The organism is Streptomyces sp. NPDC057137 (assembly GCF_042670825.1).
Classification (GTDB): domain Bacteria; phylum Actinomycetota; class Actinomycetes; order Streptomycetales; family Streptomycetaceae; genus Streptomyces.
In genome coordinates, this window is the sequence record NZ_JBHUUW010000002.1 from 254,433 (window position 1) to 272,651 (window position 18,219).

Here is an 18,219-nt window from a genome sequence, read left to right on the forward strand (position 1 = left end):
CCACACCCGCATGAATTTCAGGTAACTCGTCCACTTCTCGCCCCTCTCTCACCCCCGCCCGACCTCCTTCCACCATGCCCCCACGTTGTCCGCGCGGCCTGCGGGAAGGCAGGATGACCGGTATGACGCACGCGATGGTGAAGGGCTCGAACGTCCCCCTCGACGCCATGGCCGTAAGGGCTGTGTTGCGCTGGACCCCGGGGGCGGGGGTCCCCGACGTGGACGCGTCGGCGCTTCTGCTGGGGCCTGAGGGACGTGTGCGCTCAGATGAGGACTTTGTCTTCTACAACCAGCCTCGTCACCCGTCGGGCCTGGTCAGGCGGCTGCCGAAGAAGCAGGTGCCCGAAGGGCTCACCGACACCGTCGAGGCCGATCTGGCCGCACTCGACCCGAGCGTCGACCAGGTGGTGCTCGCGGCGTCGTCGGACGGGGCGAGTTTCCAGCACGTGCACGACCTGCGGGTCCTGCTGTACGACGCGGGCCAGGCCGACGGCGACCCGCTGGCCGTCTTCGACGTGCGCCCGGAGACCGGCGAGGAGACCGCGATCATCTGCGGCGAGCTGTACCGGCGCGGGAACCACTGGAAGTTCCGGGCCGTCGGCCAGGGCTATCCGACCGGTCTGATCGGGCTGGCGACGGCTTTCGGCATCTCGGTCGACGAAACAGAAGGGGTCGACGGGGCGACGCCGGGCTCGGAAGGCGTGACCACTCAGATTCCCGGCGGGCCCGGACAGCCCGTTCCGGTACGTGGCGGGCCGCAGGCACCGCCCGTGGCGCCCGTGCCGCAGCCGCATTTCCCGGGCCAGCCGCAGGGGCAGTCCGGCTACGGCTATCCGCAGCCCGCGGCCGCCCAGCCGGCCTACGGGTATCCGCAGCCCGCGTCGGCGCAGCCCGCTTACGGCTATCCGCACGCGCCCGCCCCGGGGCCGGGTCCTCAGCCGCCGTCGGCGCCGCCGGTGCCGCAGGGGGCTCCGGCGTACGGCTATCCGCAGCCGGCCGCGGCGGCGGCTCCCGCGCCGGACCCGAATTTCCGGCTGCCGCCGATGGGACCGCAGTTCGTACGGCCGTAGCCGGTCCGTCCGGCCGGTGGCCGCCGCGGCGGCCCGCACCACAGGCGGCACCGCGAACGGCACCACTGTCCGCACCGCGGACAGCACCACCGTCCACACGGCAGCCGCTCAACGCCACCGTCACACGGCAACCGCTCACGTCTTCGTCTTGTAGCCCCGCCCCCACTGCAGGCCCCACCCGTACAGCCGGTCCAGCTCCGCCTGGAAGCCGTACACGAATTTCACCTCGCGCCGCACCACAAGATCGCCCTTGACGGTCTCCAGCGAGAACACCGCGCAGGACCGGGCCTGCGGTGCCCGCTCGTCCAGTTCGATCTCGACGCGCGGGCCGTTGCTCGGGTAGAGCGTGACGTTGGCGTGGGTGCGGTCGAAGGCCGGCGTGCGGTCGTAGATGTAGACGAAGACGAGCAGCCGTTTGATCTCTTCCCGGTGGTCGAGGTTGATGAATATCGTCTCGCCGGACGGGGCGCCGAAGCGGTCGTCGCCGCTGAGTTTCACATACGGCGGTTCATTCAGACTGCCGAAGAATCCGCCCAGCGGCTGCACAACACCCTTGCTGCCGTCGGCCAGTTCGTACATGCACCCGATGTCGAGGTCGACGTTGACCACACCCAGCGTGTGCGCCTGCACCACGTCGGGCTTGAAGAGTTTGAACGGGTGCCGCAGCAGTCCGCTCCCCTGCTTCGACCGTCCCTCGATGTCCGAAGTGCGCATCCGCCACGACAGGTTGACCCGTAGGTTCCCCGTGGCCGCGCCCTGCTTGGTGAGCGAGACGGACGGATTGCGCTTGGTCAGCTCGATCGAGTTCGTCGAGGAGCTTCCCGAATCGAATTGCGAGGCTTTGCTTCGCCATAGATTGTCCCAGAAGGCCATCCCCACCCCACCCCCACTGTTTCCTACTCGTCGGACGCCCAACGGGACGCCGTACGGCGCCGCACGAGCGCCATGTCGAAGCCGTACAGAACGTGAACAGCGGGGCGGCCGGAAGGCTTCCGCCTCAGGCCGCCCCGCTCAGAGCGTTCCCGCTATCCCCGCCTGGTCACACCCAGGAGGCGGACTCAGACATGGACTGTTGTTTTGTCCTCCGAATCCTCGCCACCTTCAGCCTCAACTCGCTTGTTGCGGACCACGGATGACCAGAAGGACGCGGCGATCAGCACGATGCCGACGAGACCGGTGATGATCTCGTGGATCTCGTGCTCGATGGTGATGAGCAGGATCGCGGCGAGCGCGCCGATCGCGTAGTGCGCGCCGTGCTCAAGGTAGACGTAGTCGTCGAGGGTGCCCTGGCGGACGAGGTAGACGGTGAGCGACCTGACGTACATCGCGCCGATACCGAGGCCGAGCGCCATCCAGAAGATGTGGTTCGTGATGGCGAAGGCGCCGATGACTCCGTCGAAGGAGAAGGAGGCGTCGAGGACTTCGAGGTAGAGGAAGAGGAAGAACGCGGCCTTGCCGGCGAGGCCGACGGCCGAGACCTGCTTGCCTTCGGCCTTGGCTTTCTCCTCCTCCTCGTGTTCGCGCTCCTCTTCCTCTTCGAGTTTGTTCTCGAAGAAGCTGGAGAGCCCGTTGACGACGAGGTAGGTGATCAGACCCGCGACACCGGAGAGCAGTACGGTGGCCGACTTGTCCGAGTAACCGGTGCTGGTGTGCGCGTTGGTGGCGAACGTCATGGCCGTGATGAGCAGGATGACGAGCGCGACGCAGACCGACAGCATGTCGACCTTGCCGAGCTTGGCCAGCGGGCGCTCCAGCCAGGCGAGCCACTTGATGTCACGGTCTTCGAGGATGAAGTCCAGGAAGATCATCAACAGGAACATGCCACCGAAGGCGGCGATGGCCGGGTGCGCGTCGGTGACGAGTGCCTCGTACTGTTCGGGCTTGTCCAACGCCAACTGGACGGCGTCGATGGGGCCGACCTTGGCGCTGATGGCCACGATGGCGACGGGAAACACCAGCCGCATTCCGAACACGGCGATCAGGATGCCGATGGTGAGGAAGATCTTCTGCCAGAAGGCATTCATCTTCTTCAAGATCCCGGCATTGACAACGGCGTTGTCGAACGACAGGGAGATCTCAAGGATCGACAGGATCAGTACGATCCCGAACGCCTCCCACCCCCACTGCCAGGCCGCGAAGGCAAGGCCGGCCGCCGTGATGGCGAACGACCAGCCGAAGGTTTTCAGGATCACTGGCTACCCCATCTGGTGTTTAACGGGTTTTCCCCCGCGCAGAGCACTGCTTTACGAAACGTTGACCCCGAAGTCTAGAGCGATGCCGCGCAGACCCGACGCGTACCCCTGTCCCACGGCTCGGAACTTCCACTCGCCGCCGTACCGGTAGAGCTCGCCGAAGATCATCGCGGTCTCCGTCGAGGCGTCCTCCGTCAGGTCGTAGCGGGCGAGCTCCTGGCCGTCCGCCTGGTTGACGACACGGATGAACGCGTTGCTGACCTGGCCGAAGGTCTGGCCGCGGGCGTCGGCGTCATGGATCGACACCGAGAAGATGATCTTGTCGACATTCGCGGGGACGGAGGGGAGGTTGACCAGCAGGGACTCGTCGTCGCCGTCGCCCTCACCGGTCAGGTTGTCGCCCGTGTGCTCGACGGAGCCGTCGGGGCTGGTGAGGTTGTTGTAGAAGATGAACCACTCGTCGCCGAGCACGCGCCCTGACTGGCAGAGCAGTGCGCTGGCGTCGAGGTCGAACGGCGCTCCGGTGGTGGAGCGCGCGTCCCAGCCGAGACCGATCAACACCTGGGTGAGGTTCGGTGCGGCCTTGGAGAGGGAGACGTTGCCTCCCTTGGCGAGTGTGACGCCCATGATGGTGAGTCCTCCCCAGAGGTGACGTGATGCCGGGCACGGCGCGCCTGACGCCGTGCTCGTGGTGCGGGTTGCGCGTGTGGTGCGTGTACGTGGTGCTCGCGGTGCGTGTGCGGGTCGGGACCCGCACGGTGAGGCGCGTCCGGCGCCGCACACGGAGTGCGGCGCCGGACGGACGGACAAGCGGCTCAGACGTTGACGCCGAAGTCCTGCGCGATGCCACGCAGGCCAGAGGCATACCCCTGTCCGATGGCGCGGAACTTCCACTCGGCGCCATTTCGGTAAAGCTCTCCGAAGACCATCGCGGTCTCGGTCGACGCGTCCTCCGTCAGGTCGTACCGCGCCAGTTCGTTGTTGTCCGCCTGGTTGACGACGCGGATGAACGCGTTGCGCACCTGGCCGAAGGACTGCTGGCGGCTCTCTGCCTCGTAGATCGAGACCGGGAACACGATCTTGTCGACGTCCGCGGGGACGCCGGCGAGGTTGACCTTGATCGCCTCGTCGTCGCCCTCGCCCTCACCGGTGGTGTTGTCGCCGGTGTGCTCGACCGAGCCGTCGGGGCTCTTGAGGTTGTTGAAGAAGACGAAGTTTCCGTCGCCCGTGACCTTGCCCTCGGCGTTCGTCAGCAGGGCGCTGGCGTCGAGGTCGAAGTCGTTACCGGTGGTCGTGCGGACGTCCCAGCCCAGACCCACGGTGACCGCGGTCAGGTTGGGCGCGGCCTTGGTCAGCGAGACGTTGCCGCCCTTGCTGAGGCTGACTCCCACGAGTCCTCCCTTGATGAGTTTCACAGGGGCGGGCGGCCTCGGCCTCCGGCCGCATTCGGCGGCCGTCGCCGTGCGTCGCGCGCCCCCTGGTGCAATTGGCATCGGATCAACGAGTGGATCCTAGTGACCGGTTCCCGCCCCTTGTGCGGTTTACGGGGGACAACCCCGCTCCCACAAGGGTTTTCGTGCGAGACCGCGCCTACGAGTGGCGAGTTGTCGTCACAGAGTGGCGAGGGCCTTGACGTAGTCGTCAAGGTCACGCGCGTCCGGCAGGGCGTTGACGACCGACCAGCGCACGACGCCCGCCTTGTCGATGATGAAGGTGCCGCGCAGCGCGCAGCCCTTGTCCTCGTCGAAGATCCCGTACTCCCGTGAGGTCCGGCCGTGCGGCCAGAAGTCCGAGAGCAGCGGGTACTCCAGGCCCTCCTGCTCGGCGAAGATCCGCAGGGTGTGGATGGAGTCGGTGGAGACGGCGAGCAGCTGGGTGTCGTCGTTGACGAAGGTGGGCAGTTCGTCGCGGAGCGCGCACAGCTCGCCGGTGCAGACACCGGTGAAGGCGAACGGGTAGAAGAGCAGCACCACGTTCTTGCCGTCGCCGTCGGGGCCGTCCCGGAAGTCGGAGAGCCGTACGGTCCGCCCGTGGTTGTCCTTCAGGGTGAAGTCCGGCGCCTCGGTGCCGACCCCAAGGCCCCCACCGGACGCACCGGCCCCGATGGCCCCAGGGGCTCCGATGCCCTCGCCGTCCCCGGTCCCCGTCCGTCCCGTTCCCGTCATATGCCGCACGCCCCCTCGTTCTCTCCGGTCCGCACCACCCTACGCAAGGGCCCCCGGCGGCGGATGCCGACGGGGGCCGTCAATGCGTGCGAGGCTTGCGAGGCGTGTCCGCCAGGCTGCCGCTTCGGCTTTCGCGCTCGGATGCGGCGCCCGTTCTCAGCGCTTGGACTTCGCCGCCTTGGGCGTGACCAGCCGGCTGCCCGTCCAGTCCTTGCCGGCGTTGATGCTCTTGGTCTGCGCCAGGCCGGCGGTCTGGGCGGCCTCGTTGATGTCGCTGGGCTCGACGTAGTTGTCACGGCCTGTCTTGGGCGTCAGCAGCCAGACCGCTCCGCCCTCCTCGATGAGGCCGATGGCGTCCACCAGCGCGTCCGTCAGGTCGCCGTCGTCGTCGCGGAACCACAGCACGACGGCGTCGGCCACGTCCTCGTAGTCCTCGTCGACGAGCTCCTGGCCGATGACGGCCTCGATGGACTCACGGAGCTCCTGCTCGACGTCGTCGTCGTAGCCGATCTCCTGGACCACCTGTCCGGGTTCGAACCCAAGCCTCGCGGCAATGTTGGTTCGTTCCTCCGCGTGGTCCGCGGTCGCGCTCACGGATTGCCTCCTGATCATGTTTCGGAAAATGCTTCAGCCACGCGCGTACGCGGGGCGCTGGCCGTAGTCCACACGGGCCGGGCGGATCGCGCAAGTACCCGACGGCCGAGACCGCCGAAACGGGTACGTTCCGGCCGCTTCGTCGCATCTCCTGACACCCCGATAACACCGGTCGTGATGCCTGTGGAGAGTTTCCGCCCCGTTTGTCATCCTACGCGGCTTCGGTACGCCAATCGGGTCCGAACGGCCGAACGAAACGCATAGTCGCCTTGGGCGTAAGATTGCGATTTGGCCGGACCCGGAACACGGCGGACGACCAAGCGGACGACCAAGCGGGCGAAGTGATCGCGCGGAATTCGTCGCAGTGTGAGGGTTACCCCTCGGTAGAGGTGACGTTTCCGTCGCCGCGGTACACGATGGATACGCCGTACGGCCCGCTCCCCGTGCCTGTTCCCTGGCGGCAGAACTGTTCCTTGGCGGCAGAAGAGGCAAGCTCCACCCGACAGCAGATGTACTCGCAGGACCCACAGGCGTGCCCAGCGTGATGACGTGACCGGTCGGACGGCCGGCCCGGCCCGGACGCGAGGCGCGACACGACCCGAACAGCGAAGGAAAAGTGTGGCTTCCGGATCCGATCGCAACCCGATCATCATTGGCGGCCTTCCCAGCCAGGTCCCGGACTTTGATCCCGAGGAGACCCAGGAGTGGCTCGACTCGCTCGATGCCGCCGTCGACGAACGGGGGCGTGAGCGCGCCCGCTACCTCATGCTCCGGCTGATCGAGCGCGCACGCGAGAAGCGCGTGGCGGTGCCCGAGATGCGCAGCACCGACTACGTCAACACGATCGCCACCAAGGACGAGCCGTTCTTCCCCGGCAACGAGGAGATCGAGCGGAAGGTCCTCAACGCGACCCGCTGGAACGCCGCGGTGATGGTCTCCCGCGCGCAGCGCCCCGGGATCGGCGTCGGCGGTCATATCGCCACCTTCGCGTCCTCCGCCTCCCTGTACGACGTGGGCTTCAACCACTTCTTCCGGGGCAAGGACGGCGGTGACGGCGGCGACCAGATCTTCTTCCAGGGGCACGCGTCCCCGGGCATCTACGCCCGCGCCTTCCTGCTGGACCGGCTCAGCGAGGCGCAGCTCGACGCGTTCCGCCAGGAGAAGTCGAAGGCCCCGGACGGGCTGTCCAGCTATCCGCATCCGCGGCTGATGCCGGACTTCTGGGAGTTCCCGACCGTCTCGATGGGCCTCGGTCCGCTCGGTGCGATCTACCAGGCGCGGATGAACCGCTACATGGAGGCGCGTGGCATCGCCGACACCTCCCGGTCGCATGTGTGGGCGTATCTGGGCGACGGCGAGATGGACGAGCCGGAGTCGCTGGGTCAGCTGTCGATCGCGGCCCGTGAGAATCTGGACAATCTCACCTTCGTCGTCAACTGCAATCTGCAGCGGCTCGACGGCCCGGTGCGCGGCAACGGCAAGATCATCCAGGAGCTGGAGTCGCAGTTCCGCGGGGCCGGCTGGAATGTCATCAAGCTGGTCTGGGACCGTTCCTGGGACCCGCTGCTGGCGCAGGACCGCGACGGTGTGCTGGTGAACCGGCTGAACACCACGCCGGACGGTCAGTTCCAGACGTACGCGACGGAGACCGGCGCGTACATCCGTGAGCACTTCTTCGGTGACGACCAGCGGCTGCGCGCCATGGTCGAGGGCATGTCGGACGAGCAGATCCTGCATCTGGGGCGCGGCGGCCACGACCACAAGAAGGTGTACGCGGCGTACGCGGCGGCGAAGGCGCACAAGGGTCAGCCGACGGTGATCCTCGCGCAGACCGTGAAGGGCTGGACGCTGGGTCCGAACTTCGAGGGCCGCAACGCGACCCACCAGATGAAGAAGCTGACGGTCGCCGACCTGAAGGGCTTCCGTGACCGGCTGCATCTGCCGATCACGGACAAGCAGCTGGAGGACGGGCAGCCGCCGTACTACCACCCGGGCAAGGACTCGGAAGAGATCCAGTACATGCACGACCGCCGCAAGAGCCTGGACGGTTATGTGCCGACCCGTGTGGTGCGGTCGAAGGCGCTGACGCTGCCCGGCGACAAGACGTACGCGGCGGCGAAGAAGGGGTCGGGTCAGCAGTCGATCGCCACGACCATGGCGTTCGTGCGGGTGCTGAAGGACCTCATGCGGGACAAGGAGATCGGCAAGCGTTTCGTGCTGATCGCGCCGGACGAGTACCGCACGTTCGGCATGGACGCGTTCTTCCCGAGCGCGAAGATCTACAACCCGCTGGGCCAGCAGTACGAGTCGGTCGACCGGGAACTGCTCCTGGCCTACAAGGAGTCGCCGACCGGCCAGATGCTGCACGACGGCATCTCGGAGGCGGGCTGTACGGCGTCGCTGATCGCCGCGGGCTCCGCGTACGCGACGCACGGCGAGCCGCTGATCCCGGTGTACGTCTTCTACTCGATGTTCGGTTTCCAGCGGACCGGCGACCAGTTCTGGCAGATGGCCGACCAGTTGGCGCGCGGTTTCGTTCTGGGCGCGACCGCGGGTCGTACGACTCTGACCGGTGAGGGTCTTCAGCACGCGGACGGGCACTCGCAGTTGCTCGCCTCGACGAACCCGGGCTGTGTCTCTTACGACCCGGCGTTCGGCTTCGAGATCGCGCACATCATGGAGGACGGGCTGCGCCGGATGTACGGGCAGCCGCACCCGGGTGAGGACCCGAACGTCTTCTACTACCTGACGGTCTACAACGAGCCGATCCAGCACCCGGCCGAGCCCGAGAACGTGGACGTCGAGGGCATCCTCAAGGGCATCCACCGCTTCAAGCGGGGCGAGAGCGGCTCGATCCCGGCGCAGATCCTGGCGTCCGGCGTGGCCGTGCCGTGGGCCGTCGAGGCGCAGCGGCTCCTCGCCGAGCAGTGGGACGTGCGCGCGGACGTCTGGTCGGCGACGTCGTGGAACGAGCTGCGCCGTGAGGCGGTCGACGTGGAGCGGCACAATCTGCTCCACCCGGAGGAGGAGCAGCGCGTGCCGTACGTGACGAGCAAACTCTCCGACGCCGAGGGCCCGTTCGTCGCGGTCTCGGACTGGATGCGGGCCGTGCCCGACCAGATCTCGCGCTGGGTGCCGGGGACGTACCAGTCGCTGGGCGCGGACGGTTTCGGCTTCGCGGACACGCGTGGCGCGGCCCGCCGGTTCTTCCACATCGACGCGGAGTCGATCGCTCTCGGGGTGCTCACGGAGCTGGCCCGGGAGGGCAAGGTGGACCGCTCGGTGCTGAAGCAGGCGGTGGACCGCTACCAGCTGCTGGACGTGACGGCGGCGGACCCGGGCCCTGAGGGCGGCGACGCGTAACAAGTGGTGAGCAGTACGCGGCTGGTGGCCGGTCCCGTGGGTACGGGGCCGGCCACCGCTCGTAGCGGCGGTGGGGGTGTCGCGGTTCCGGCCCGTCGTCGCGTTCCCTACTCTTTCCGGCCATGAAGGAAATACCCGCGCGCGTCCGCTGGGAGCGCCGCACGCAGCGGCCGTTGCTGGCGTTCGCGCTGCTCTTCGGCGTCGCGTACGCCCTGCCCATCGTCATGCCCGGCGCGCACGGCACCGTCACCCGCGCCTGCGCGGTCGTCGAGTGGGTGGTGTGGGGTCTGTTCGCGACGGACTACACGGTGCGGCTCGTGCTGGCGCGCGCCCGTTGGCAGTTCGTACGCCGTCATCCGCTGGATCTGCTCGCCGTACTGCTGCCGATGGTGGCGCCGCTGCGGCTGCTGCGGGTCGTCGCGACGCTGCTGCTGGTCGGGCAGCGGGCGAGGATCGCGAGCCAGATCAGGCTCACGACGTATGTGGTGGGGTCGGTCGCCGGTCTGATGATGTTCGGTTCGCTGGCCGTCCTGGAGGTCGAACGCGACTCCCCCGAGGGGAACATCAAGACGCTGGGTGACGCGGTGTGGTGGTCGTTCACGACGATGACCACGGTGGGGTACGGGGATCTTTCGCCGACGACCGGGCTCGGGCGGCTGCTCGCCATCGGTCTGATGCTGAGCGGGATCGCGCTGCTCGGGCTGATCACGGCGAACATCGCGACCTGGTTCATCTCGCGCTTCGAGCAGGAGAGCGCGGGCGAGAAGCGTCAGACGGCCGCGATCGAGCTGCTGACGGAGGAGGTGCGGGCGCTGCGCACAGAGGTGGGCCGGCTGTCGGGGGCCGCCCTGCCCGGTCAAGCGCGGGAGAGCGACGGTACGACAGCCGGCCGCACACCGGTCTGATCGCGCTGTCCGTTCCTGTGGTGGGTACCGAAGTGGCCCGTCAGAGCAGCCACATGAGCGCCAGTACGGTGTCGACGATACCGAGCGCGAAGGCGATCACCGCCGGAACGTACGCGGTGCTCCACCGCCGGCCCATGCCCAGCCAGCCGAGCACGATGGCCAGTGGGCCGAGGACGATCGACAGTACGAACAGTCCCGCGACGGCGAAGACCAGACCGACTATTCCGATGGTCACGCGGTCCGTCCCGTTCCGCGACCCCATCCGGCCGCGTGAACGAGGGTGCTTGCGTGTCCGGGTGTTTCCGAAGCCCGTCATCATCACTCCCTGTGTCGGTGGATGTGGGCTGTCTGAAACCTCGGGTACCCCCGCTCAGCGCTCCCAGACCTTGAAGGCGCGGACGCGGTAGGGCGACTGGGGCACCCAGGTGCCGTCGCCGGGGTACGTCTCGAACTCGCCCGTCTCCTCGCACTCGTGCGACTGGTACGTGGTCACGGGCCGTCCGATGCGGTTGACCAGGGACTGGGCGTCGGTGCCGGGCGGCAGGGGGACGCAGTTCTGGATCTCGGTGCGGAACAGTTCGTGTGTCTGCCGGGCTCCCCGGAAATCCGGTTTCCCCCACAGACAGAGTTCGCCGGGCCCGCACGCGTCGCGCGGGACGGCGACGGCCGCGGCGGTCGGGGTCGCGGCCGGCAGCAGGGCCGTGGCGGCGGCGAGGGTGGCCGCGGTGAGCAGGGTGACAGGTGTGGTCGTACGCATGGCTGTGCGCGTGGTTGTAGGCGTGCTTGTACGCATGATGGTGAACCCCCGTGTGGTGCTGATCAGTTGTCCGCACTCTGACCCGGCGGCCCGCTCCACGGGAAGAGGATCTTGCCTGACTCCACCCGAACAGGCGACGGCCCCGCCGGGATGTCCGGGCGGGGCCGTCGCGCATAATCGCACCGTGTTGACGCCGGGCGCCGGGCGCCGGTCACCGGTCGCGTCAGATGTGGACGCCGCCCCCGGCCGCGTCCGCGTTGTCGCCGCGCTTGGTGCGGGTGGCGACGAAGGCCGCGACCACGGCGACCGCACCCGCGACCAGGAACGCCAGGCTCATCCCGGACACGAAGGTGTCCTGCATGACCCCGGCAATTTTGTCGAAGATGTCCGGCGTCACGCCGGGCGCCTTCGCCAGTTCGGGCGGGGCGACACCGATCTCCGCCGCCTGTTCCAGGGACGGGTCCAGCGGCATCGGGATGCCGGCGTCCTCCCAGTTGCCCGCGAGGTCGGAGCTGACCTTGGCGGACATGACGGCGCCGAGCACCGCCGTACCGAGCGCGCCACCGACCTGCATCGCGGCCTGCTGGAGACCGCCCGCGACGCCGGAGAGTTCCAGCGGCGCGTTGCCGACGATGACCTCGGTGGCGCCGACCATGACCGGCGCCAGGCCCATGCCGAGCAGCGCGAACCAGACCGACATCACGAACGTGCCGGACCCGGACGACAGGGTGGACATGCCGAACATGGCGACGGCCGTGGCGACCATGCCGCCGACCAGCGGGACCCGTGGTCCGAACCTGGTGATCAGCATGCCCGCGACGGGCGAGGCGACGATCATCATGGCGGTCAGCGGCAGCAGGTGCAGACCGCTGTCGACGGGGCTCATGCCATGGACGCCCTGGAGGTAGAACGTCACGAAGAAGAGGCCGCCCATGAAGGCGAAGGCCATCAGCACCATCAGGATGGCGCCGGCGCTGAGCGGGACGGACCGGAACATGCTCAGCGGTACGAGGGGTTCCTTGACCTTCGTCTCCCAGACGGCGAACAGGACGAAGCACAGGACGGCGGCGCCGAGGAATCCCCAGGTGCCGCCCGAGGTCCAGCCCCAGGACTCGCCCGCCTTGATGATCGCCCAGATCAGGGAGAACATCGCGGCCGAGAGCAGCAGGATCCCGACGATGTCGAAGGACTTGGGCGCGTTCGCCGCGCGGTGGTCCTTGAGGATCACCAGGCCGAGGATCAGGGCGACGATGCCGACGGGCACGTTGATGAAGAACACCGACTGCCAGCTGACGTGTTCGACGAGCAGACCACCGACGATCGGGCCGCCCGCGGTGGAGGCGCCGATGACCATGCCCCAGATACCGATGGCCATGTTCAGCTTCTCGGCGGGGAAGGTGGCGCGCAGCAGACCGAGGGCGGCGGGCATCAGCAGGGCGCCGAAGACGCCCTGGAGTACGCGGAAGGCGACGACGAACGCCACGCTGTCGGAGAAGCCGATGATGGCGGAGGCCGCGGCGAAGCCCGCGATGCCGATCAGGAAGGTCTGGCGGTGGCCGAAACGGTCTCCGAGCTTGCCCGCGGTGATGAGTGCCACGGCGAGGGCGAGAAGGTAGCCGTTGGTTATCCACTGGACCTGGGCGAAGGTCGCGCCGAGGTCTTCCTTGATCACCGGGTTGGCGATCGCGACGATCGTGCCGTCGAGTGCGACCATCATCACGCCGATGGCGACGGAGAAGAGGGTCAGCCAGGGGTGGCCGCGCAGGCCCTTGGTGGCTCCCGGATCCGCGTCCTGCGGGTCTCTCGGCGCCGATTTCACGGTGGTCTGACTAGTCATGAACCGAGGCTAATGACAGCCTCTGACAGTTGACAAACCATTTCACCTGTCTGTAACTGTCATGTGGCTCACATCTCATTTCGGGCCGACGTGGACGTACGAAGTGGACCGGAAGTGACAGGAAAGAGGACCGGCGAGTGGTGGACGGGCAGCGGGCGGCACGGCATCCGGCCGGACTGCGCGAGCTGAAGAAGCGGCGTACGCGGGACGCCCTGTTGCGGGCGGCTCTCGATCTGTTCACGACGCGGGGGTACGAGGAGACGACCGTCGACGAGATCGCCGACGCCGTCGAGGTCTCCCAGCGCACCTTCTTCCGCTACTTCGCCAGCAAGGAGGAGGCGGCCTTCACCGTCCAGCACATGGTGGAGTCGCGCTTCCTGGCGGAGCTGCGTCAACGCCCGTCCCACGAGACCCCGTTCGAGGCGATGCATCACGCGGTGCTGGGTTCCTGGGGCCGTATCAACGAGGCGATCGAGGCCCTGATCCCGGTCGAACTGCATCTGCGCACCTACCGGATGATCGAATCCACCCCCTCGTTGCTGGCCGCGCATCTGCGGCGCGCCACCGAGATGGAGGAGGAGGTCGCGCGGGTGATCGCGGAGCGCGAGGGGCTCGACGTGGAGGCGGATCCGCGGCCGCGGGTGGCCGTCGCCGCGTTCTCCGGGGTGATGCGGGTGACGGGACGGCTGTGGGGGCAGGGGCAGGAGACCGGTGTGGACGGGCTGCTCGAACTGACGGCGTCGTATCTGGGCGAGCTGGTGCCCACGCTCGCGGGCGACTGGAGCGCCCGGGAACAGCCGCCGGCAACCGAGACCGGACGGGCGATTTGACCTGTTATGACCGTCAGTTGCACCATTCACCGAGGGCTGCCAAAGGCACTCGGCGCCCCTCCCCGCGAGGCGATTCACCCCTAACGCCCTGTTACGCACGCCACATGGGCGCTCCGATCCGTGCGCGCTACCCCGACAGAGCGTGAACAAACGCCAGTTCGCCCCTCGACAGGGGGTGATCTGGCTCACGCTCGTGTCGAGCGCCTGGTCACGTCTCCTAGTGTGTCGGGCAGTGACTTCCCTCGACTCCTCCCCGTCCCTCACCGCGTGGCGCACCCTGCTGGCACTCGCTGTGGTCTTCGTGATGCTGGCGAGTGGCGGCTGGACCGCGCTCCAGCAGCACGGCGAGCAGGGCACGGCGCGCGAAAGAGCGCTCTCGGCCTGGGAGAAGGGCCGCGTCGGCGTCCGCCACCTGCCGGACCCCGGGGCGTCACCGGGACGGCTGGCCGCGTTCTTCGCCTCACTCAGCGCCGCGCAGCGGGTCCGGCTCGCCGACAGCTACCCCCTCGTGGTGGGCAATCTCAACGGCGCGCCCCTGACGCTTCGCTACCGGGCCAACCGGCTGGCCGTGCTCCAGGCACGTGACGCCGAGCGCGAACGGATGGACGACGACAGGCTGTCCGCCGAGGGCCGGCACCAGGCGACCCGGCGGATGCACCGCTTCCAGTCGCTGGCCGGCGCCGGACGCCACCTCCTCGCCTTCGACCCGACCGGCAACGGCCGCGCCGCCGAGGTCTTCGGCGATCTCGGCGGCGCCGAGCGCGTATCGGTGGTCGTCCCGGGCGTCGACACGAACCTGCTGACGTTCGAGCGGACCGAACGCCACTACACCGCGCCGGCCGGCATGGCCGAGTCGCTGTACGACGCGGAGCGGGCCGCCGCGCCCGGTACCCGTACCGCCGTCATCGCGTGGGCCGACTACACCGCGCCCTCCGGTATCGGCATGGACGCGGCGATCGGCAAGTTGGCCTCGGACGGCGCCGTACGGCTCAACGCGCTCACCGCCGCGCTGCCCGGCGACTCCCGGGTCTCGCTGATCTGTCACAGCTACGGCTCCGTGGTGTGCGGCATCGCCGCGCGCCGACTGCCCGCCCGTGTCACGGACGTGGCGGTCGCGGGCAGCCCCGGCATGCGGGTCGAGTCGGCGGGACAGCTGGACACCCACGCCCGCGTCTGGGCGATGCGGGACCAGGACGACTGGATCCAGATCCTGCCCTATCTGGAGGTCGGCGGACTCGGCCACGGCGCCGATCCCGTGACGCCGGACTTCGGCGCGCGGGTGCTGTCCGCGCGGGGCGCGGTCGGCCACGGCGGCTATTTCGAGCCGGGCACGGAGAGCCTGGAGAACTTCGCGGACATCGGGGTCGGTTCGTACCGGAACACCAGTTGTGCGGACACCGGTGACGCCTGCCGGAGCGGAATCTCCGGCGACGAAGTGATCTGACGCGCGTAGAACTTGGCGGGCCGAGGTGGCGACGTGTGGGCATTCGCCGCATACGATGAGGCACATGGGTGATGTGCTGGCCGGAATTCATGCCACCTGGGAGTTCGAAAGCGACTCCGTGCTCATCCGCTTCGAACGGGGGATACGCACGCCAAAGCTCTTCCAGGCACTGCGCGAACGGCGCGTACCGCACGAGGCGTTGGCGGCGGTGACGCTCTCGCCGGGCAAGCGCGGGACAGTGGTGCTGCACGCCGTACCCAGACCGGGCGCCGACCCGTTGATGGAAGCGGCGGCGGGCCAGCTCAAGGAATCCGGCGATCCGTACCGGCTGGTACTGCCCGCGGAGCGCGAGACGCTCGCGGAGTACTACGCGGACGAGTTGCGCGCCGCCCTCGCCGCGACCGCGCCGCAGGACGAGAAGGAACCCGCCGACCGCTTCCTGGTGGCCGCTCCCCCGGCGCCCCTGAACTTCAAGGCGTACGACGGCAAGGCGTCCTTCGACGGGTCCAAGGTGGCCTTCCGCTGGTTCTGGACCGGCGCGTCGTCCGCGAAGTGGAAGGCGGGCGACCAGCGGCTCGACGTCTCGGAGCTGTGCGGGGTCGAGTGGCGCTCCCCCGAGGTCTTCGACGGCTACCTGCGGCTGCTGCGCCGCGGCGGCCGGCAGCAGCCCACCCAGGCCGACCACGACCCGGCGGCGGTCGTCTTCGGCCTCGGCTACGGGCCGGTCCACGAATCGCTGCCGTTCGCGGCGGCGGTGCTGGCCGCCGTACGGACCTCGGGCGCCGGCCCCGCCGCGTCCGCCGGGCCCGGTTCCGTCCCGGTGCCGGTACTGGCGGCGGCCCGCCCCGACCCCGCCGACATCGCCGAACGGATCCGGCATCTCGGGGACCTGCACGAGGCGGGGCTGGTGACGGACGACGAGTTCAGCGCGAAGAAGGCGGAGCTGCTCGCCGAGCTGTGACCTGATCCCCTACTGGGGTATGAGGCCGGTGGTGGCTCCTGGGTATGACGCCGCCGGTACGCGCGCTGCATACGCTGGACCGGCCATGAGTACCGAAGAACCACCTCCCCCCGCGCCGCGCGCCGGCCGTGCCCGCGAGTCGCTGCGCTCGCTCGGCAGCGCCCTGCGCACCCCGGCCGTGTCCACCGAACCGCTCCTGGCCCACGCGTCCAAGCGGTGGCAGCGCTTCGCCCCGTACGTCATCGCCTTCGGCTTCGCCGTCGCGCTGCTGCCCAGCACGGTGACCGTGCTCGTCCAGGACTACGGACTGGAAGGCGGCTGGGCGGGCGCGCTCGCCACCGCGCAGGCCGCGCCGCTGCTGCTCGCCGTGACCCGGCCGCTCCAGGCGTGGTGGATCGTCCTCACCGCCGACATCGCCGGCGCGGTACTGCTCCTGACCACGGCGAACGACCTCGACGGCCGGTCCTGGCCGTGGACGCCCACGGTCGTCGTCGGCTACCTGCTGCTGATGGTCTGCCTGGGGCTGCGCGAGCCGCGCCGCACCCTCCTCGCCGTCTGGCTCACGACCGGGGCGGCGGGGCTGGTCTTCGAGCTGGTCTCCCAGGAACACAGCGACGGCGTCCATCTCCTGCTCTTCGTGCTCGCCGGCATCGTCCTGCTCGTCACGGGCTCCCTGCGCGAGCGCGGTGACGCCCAGCGCAGGCTGGTGGAGCAGGAGACGATCAGCGAGGTCGAACGCGCGCAGCGCACGCTGCTGGAGGAACGGGCCCGTATCGCACGCGAGTTGCACGACGTCGTCGCCCACCACATGTCCGTGATCACGGTGCAGGCCGACTCGGCGCCGTACCGGATCGACGGGCTGCCCGACGCGGCGCGCGAGGAATTCTCCACGATCGCCGCCGGCGCGCGGGAGTCGCTGACCGAGATGCGGCGGCTGCTGGCGGTGCTGCGCAGCGACGGCTCGACGAGCGAGCGGACACCGCAGCCGGGGCTCGACCGGGTCCAGCAACTCGTCGAGGCGACCGTACGGGCCGGGGTCCCCGCGGAGCTGTCCCTCGCGGCGGACCTCGGCCCCGTCCCGCCGTCCGTGGACCTCTCCGCGTACCGCATCATCCAGGAGGCCCTGTCCAACGTCGTACGGCACGCGCCCGACGCACCGACCCGCGTCTCGGTGACCGGGACCGCGGACTGGCTGACCGTCCTGGTCGTCAACGGCCCCGCGACCGCCCGCACCTCACCGCTGGAGAGCTCCGGCACCGGTCACGGGCTGATCGGTATGCGCGAACGCGTACGGTTGACCGGCGGCACGCTGGACACCGGACCACTGCCGGACGGCGGGTTCCGGGTCGCCGCGAGGCTGCCGCTGGCGGCCACCCTCCTCGACCCGACCGCGAAGGACCCGTCTTGACCATCCGCGTGATCATCGTCGACGACCAGGCCATGGTGCGGGCGGGGTTCGCCGCGCTGCTGTCGGCGCAGGCCGACATCGACGTGGTCGGCGAGGCGCCGGACGGGCGCCAGGGCATCGAGGTGAGCCGTAGCACCCACCCCGACGTCGTCCTGATGGACGTCCGGATGCCGGAGATGGACGGCCTGGCGGCGGCGCGGGCGCTGCTGGATCCGCCGGTGGGGGTGGTGCACCGGCCGAAGGTGCTGATGCTGACGACGTTCGACGTGGACGACTACGTGTACGAGGCGCTGCGCGCGGGCGCCTCCGGGTTCCTCCTCAAGGACGCGCCGCCGGCGGACCTGATCTCGGCGGTCCGCGTGGTCGCTGCGGGCGAGGCGCTGCTGGCGCCGTCCGTGACGCGCCGCCTGATCGCGGACTTCGCCCAGCAGCGGCCGGCCCCGCGCAAGGACCCCTCGCTGCGGCTGAAGGGGCTGACGCCGCGCGAGACGGAGGTCCTGGAGCTGATCGCGCGGGGACTGTCGAACCGGGAGATCGCGGATCACCTGATCCTCGCGGAACAGACGGTGAAGACGCATATCGGGCGGGTGCTGGCGAAGTTGGGGCTGCGGGACAGGGCGCAGGCGGTGATTTTCGCGTACGAGTCCGGGCTGGTTGCCCCTGGCGGTTGAGCGGTTGCGGGGTTCGCGCGTG

General features: G+C 69.0%; 17 protein-coding genes. 8 read left to right on the plus strand and 9 right to left on the minus strand.

Annotated features, from left to right (window positions below; genetic code table 11):
- Nucleotides 1-113: 113 nt before the first annotated feature.
- A complete protein-coding gene (locus tag ACFT9I_RS03735) occupies nt 114-1,070 on the plus strand; it encodes a TerD family protein (protein WP_382560172.1) in 957 nt (318 codons plus the stop codon).
- Between the two features lie 135 nt (nt 1,071-1,205).
- Here ACFT9I_RS03735 and ACFT9I_RS03740 read toward each other — a convergent pair whose 3' ends face one another.
- The 6 genes from ACFT9I_RS03740 to ACFT9I_RS03765 form a co-directional block, all read right to left on the minus strand.
- Nucleotides 1,206-1,943 (minus strand): Tellurium resistance, encoded by a 738-nt coding sequence (locus tag ACFT9I_RS03740; protein ID WP_382560174.1) that lies wholly within the window; start codon nt 1,941-1,943, stop codon nt 1,206-1,208.
- A 185-nt stretch (nt 1,944-2,128) separates the two neighbouring features.
- A complete protein-coding gene (locus tag ACFT9I_RS03745; protein WP_382560176.1) occupies nt 2,129-3,262 on the minus strand; it encodes a DUF475 domain-containing protein in 1,134 nt (377 codons plus the stop codon).
- 51 nt (nt 3,263-3,313) lie between these two features.
- A complete protein-coding gene (locus ACFT9I_RS03750; RefSeq protein ID WP_382560178.1) occupies nt 3,314-3,889 on the minus strand; it encodes a TerD family protein in 576 nt (191 codons plus the stop codon).
- A 188-nt stretch (nt 3,890-4,077) separates the two neighbouring features.
- Nucleotides 4,078-4,653 (minus strand): TerD family protein, encoded by a 576-nt coding sequence (locus ACFT9I_RS03755; RefSeq protein ID WP_023542053.1) that lies wholly within the window; start codon nt 4,651-4,653, stop codon nt 4,078-4,080.
- 219 nt (nt 4,654-4,872) lie between these two features.
- A complete protein-coding gene (locus ACFT9I_RS03760; protein ID WP_382560181.1) occupies nt 4,873-5,427 on the minus strand; it encodes a peroxiredoxin in 555 nt (184 codons plus the stop codon).
- 156 nt (nt 5,428-5,583) lie between these two features.
- Nucleotides 5,584-6,021: a DUF3052 domain-containing protein gene (locus ACFT9I_RS03765; RefSeq protein WP_382560183.1), complete on the minus strand. Its 438-nt coding sequence runs from the start codon at nt 6,019-6,021 to the stop codon at nt 5,584-5,586.
- Between the two features lie 618 nt (nt 6,022-6,639).
- Between ACFT9I_RS03765 and aceE the strand changes: the two genes are divergently transcribed.
- Together aceE and ACFT9I_RS03775 are read left to right on the plus strand one after the other, a co-directional pair.
- Nucleotides 6,640-9,384, plus strand: a complete 2,745-nt coding sequence (aceE, locus tag ACFT9I_RS03770; protein WP_382560186.1) for a pyruvate dehydrogenase (acetyl-transferring), homodimeric type — start codon at nt 6,640-6,642, stop codon at nt 9,382-9,384.
- A 122-nt stretch (nt 9,385-9,506) separates the two neighbouring features.
- Nucleotides 9,507-10,289, plus strand: a complete 783-nt coding sequence (locus tag ACFT9I_RS03775) for a potassium channel family protein (protein ID WP_382560189.1) — start codon at nt 9,507-9,509, stop codon at nt 10,287-10,289.
- Nucleotides 10,290-10,329: 40 nt separating this feature from the next.
- On the opposite strand, the gene ACFT9I_RS03780 is transcribed toward ACFT9I_RS03775, so the two are convergent.
- The 3 genes from ACFT9I_RS03780 to ACFT9I_RS03790 all read right to left on the minus strand — a co-directional run bounded on the left by ACFT9I_RS03780 (nt 10,330) and on the right by ACFT9I_RS03790 (nt 12,763).
- Complete coding sequence (locus ACFT9I_RS03780; RefSeq protein WP_382560190.1) at nt 10,330-10,524, minus strand: hypothetical protein; 195 nt, start codon at nt 10,522-10,524, stop codon at nt 10,330-10,332.
- A gap of 135 nt (nt 10,525-10,659) precedes the next feature.
- The gene (locus ACFT9I_RS03785) at nt 10,660-11,046 is read right to left on the minus strand and encodes a peptidase inhibitor family I36 protein (protein WP_382560193.1); all 387 of its coding nucleotides are present in this window, start codon (nt 11,044-11,046) and stop codon (nt 10,660-10,662) included.
- A gap of 223 nt (nt 11,047-11,269) precedes the next feature.
- Nucleotides 11,270-12,763 (minus strand): MFS transporter, encoded by a 1,494-nt coding sequence (locus ACFT9I_RS03790; protein ID WP_382560272.1) that lies wholly within the window; start codon nt 12,761-12,763, stop codon nt 11,270-11,272.
- Nucleotides 12,764-13,020: 257 nt separating this feature from the next.
- Here ACFT9I_RS03790 and ACFT9I_RS03795 point away from each other — a divergent pair, with 257 nt between their 5' ends.
- The 5 genes from ACFT9I_RS03795 (at nt 13,021) to ACFT9I_RS03815 (ending at nt 18,197) form a co-directional block, all read left to right on the plus strand.
- Nucleotides 13,021-13,713 carry a TetR family transcriptional regulator gene (locus tag ACFT9I_RS03795; protein ID WP_382560196.1) on the plus strand — a complete coding sequence of 231 codons (693 nt, stop codon included), beginning with the start codon at nt 13,021-13,023 and terminating at the stop codon, nt 13,711-13,713.
- Nucleotides 13,714-13,945: 232 nt separating this feature from the next.
- A complete protein-coding gene (locus tag ACFT9I_RS03800) occupies nt 13,946-15,157 on the plus strand; it encodes an alpha/beta hydrolase (protein WP_382560198.1) in 1,212 nt (403 codons plus the stop codon).
- Nucleotides 15,158-15,221: 64 nt separating this feature from the next.
- Nucleotides 15,222-16,118 (plus strand): DUF4429 domain-containing protein, encoded by an 897-nt coding sequence (locus ACFT9I_RS03805; RefSeq protein WP_382560199.1) that lies wholly within the window; start codon nt 15,222-15,224, stop codon nt 16,116-16,118.
- Between the two features lie 85 nt (nt 16,119-16,203).
- Complete coding sequence (locus tag ACFT9I_RS03810) at nt 16,204-17,526, plus strand: sensor histidine kinase (protein ID WP_382560201.1); 1,323 nt, start codon at nt 16,204-16,206, stop codon at nt 17,524-17,526.
- Nucleotides 17,523-18,197: a response regulator gene (locus ACFT9I_RS03815; protein WP_382560204.1), complete on the plus strand. Its 675-nt coding sequence runs from the start codon at nt 17,523-17,525 to the stop codon at nt 18,195-18,197. The genes ACFT9I_RS03810 and ACFT9I_RS03815 overlap by 4 nt, the downstream gene beginning before the upstream one ends.
- Nucleotides 18,198-18,219 lie beyond the last annotated feature (22 nt).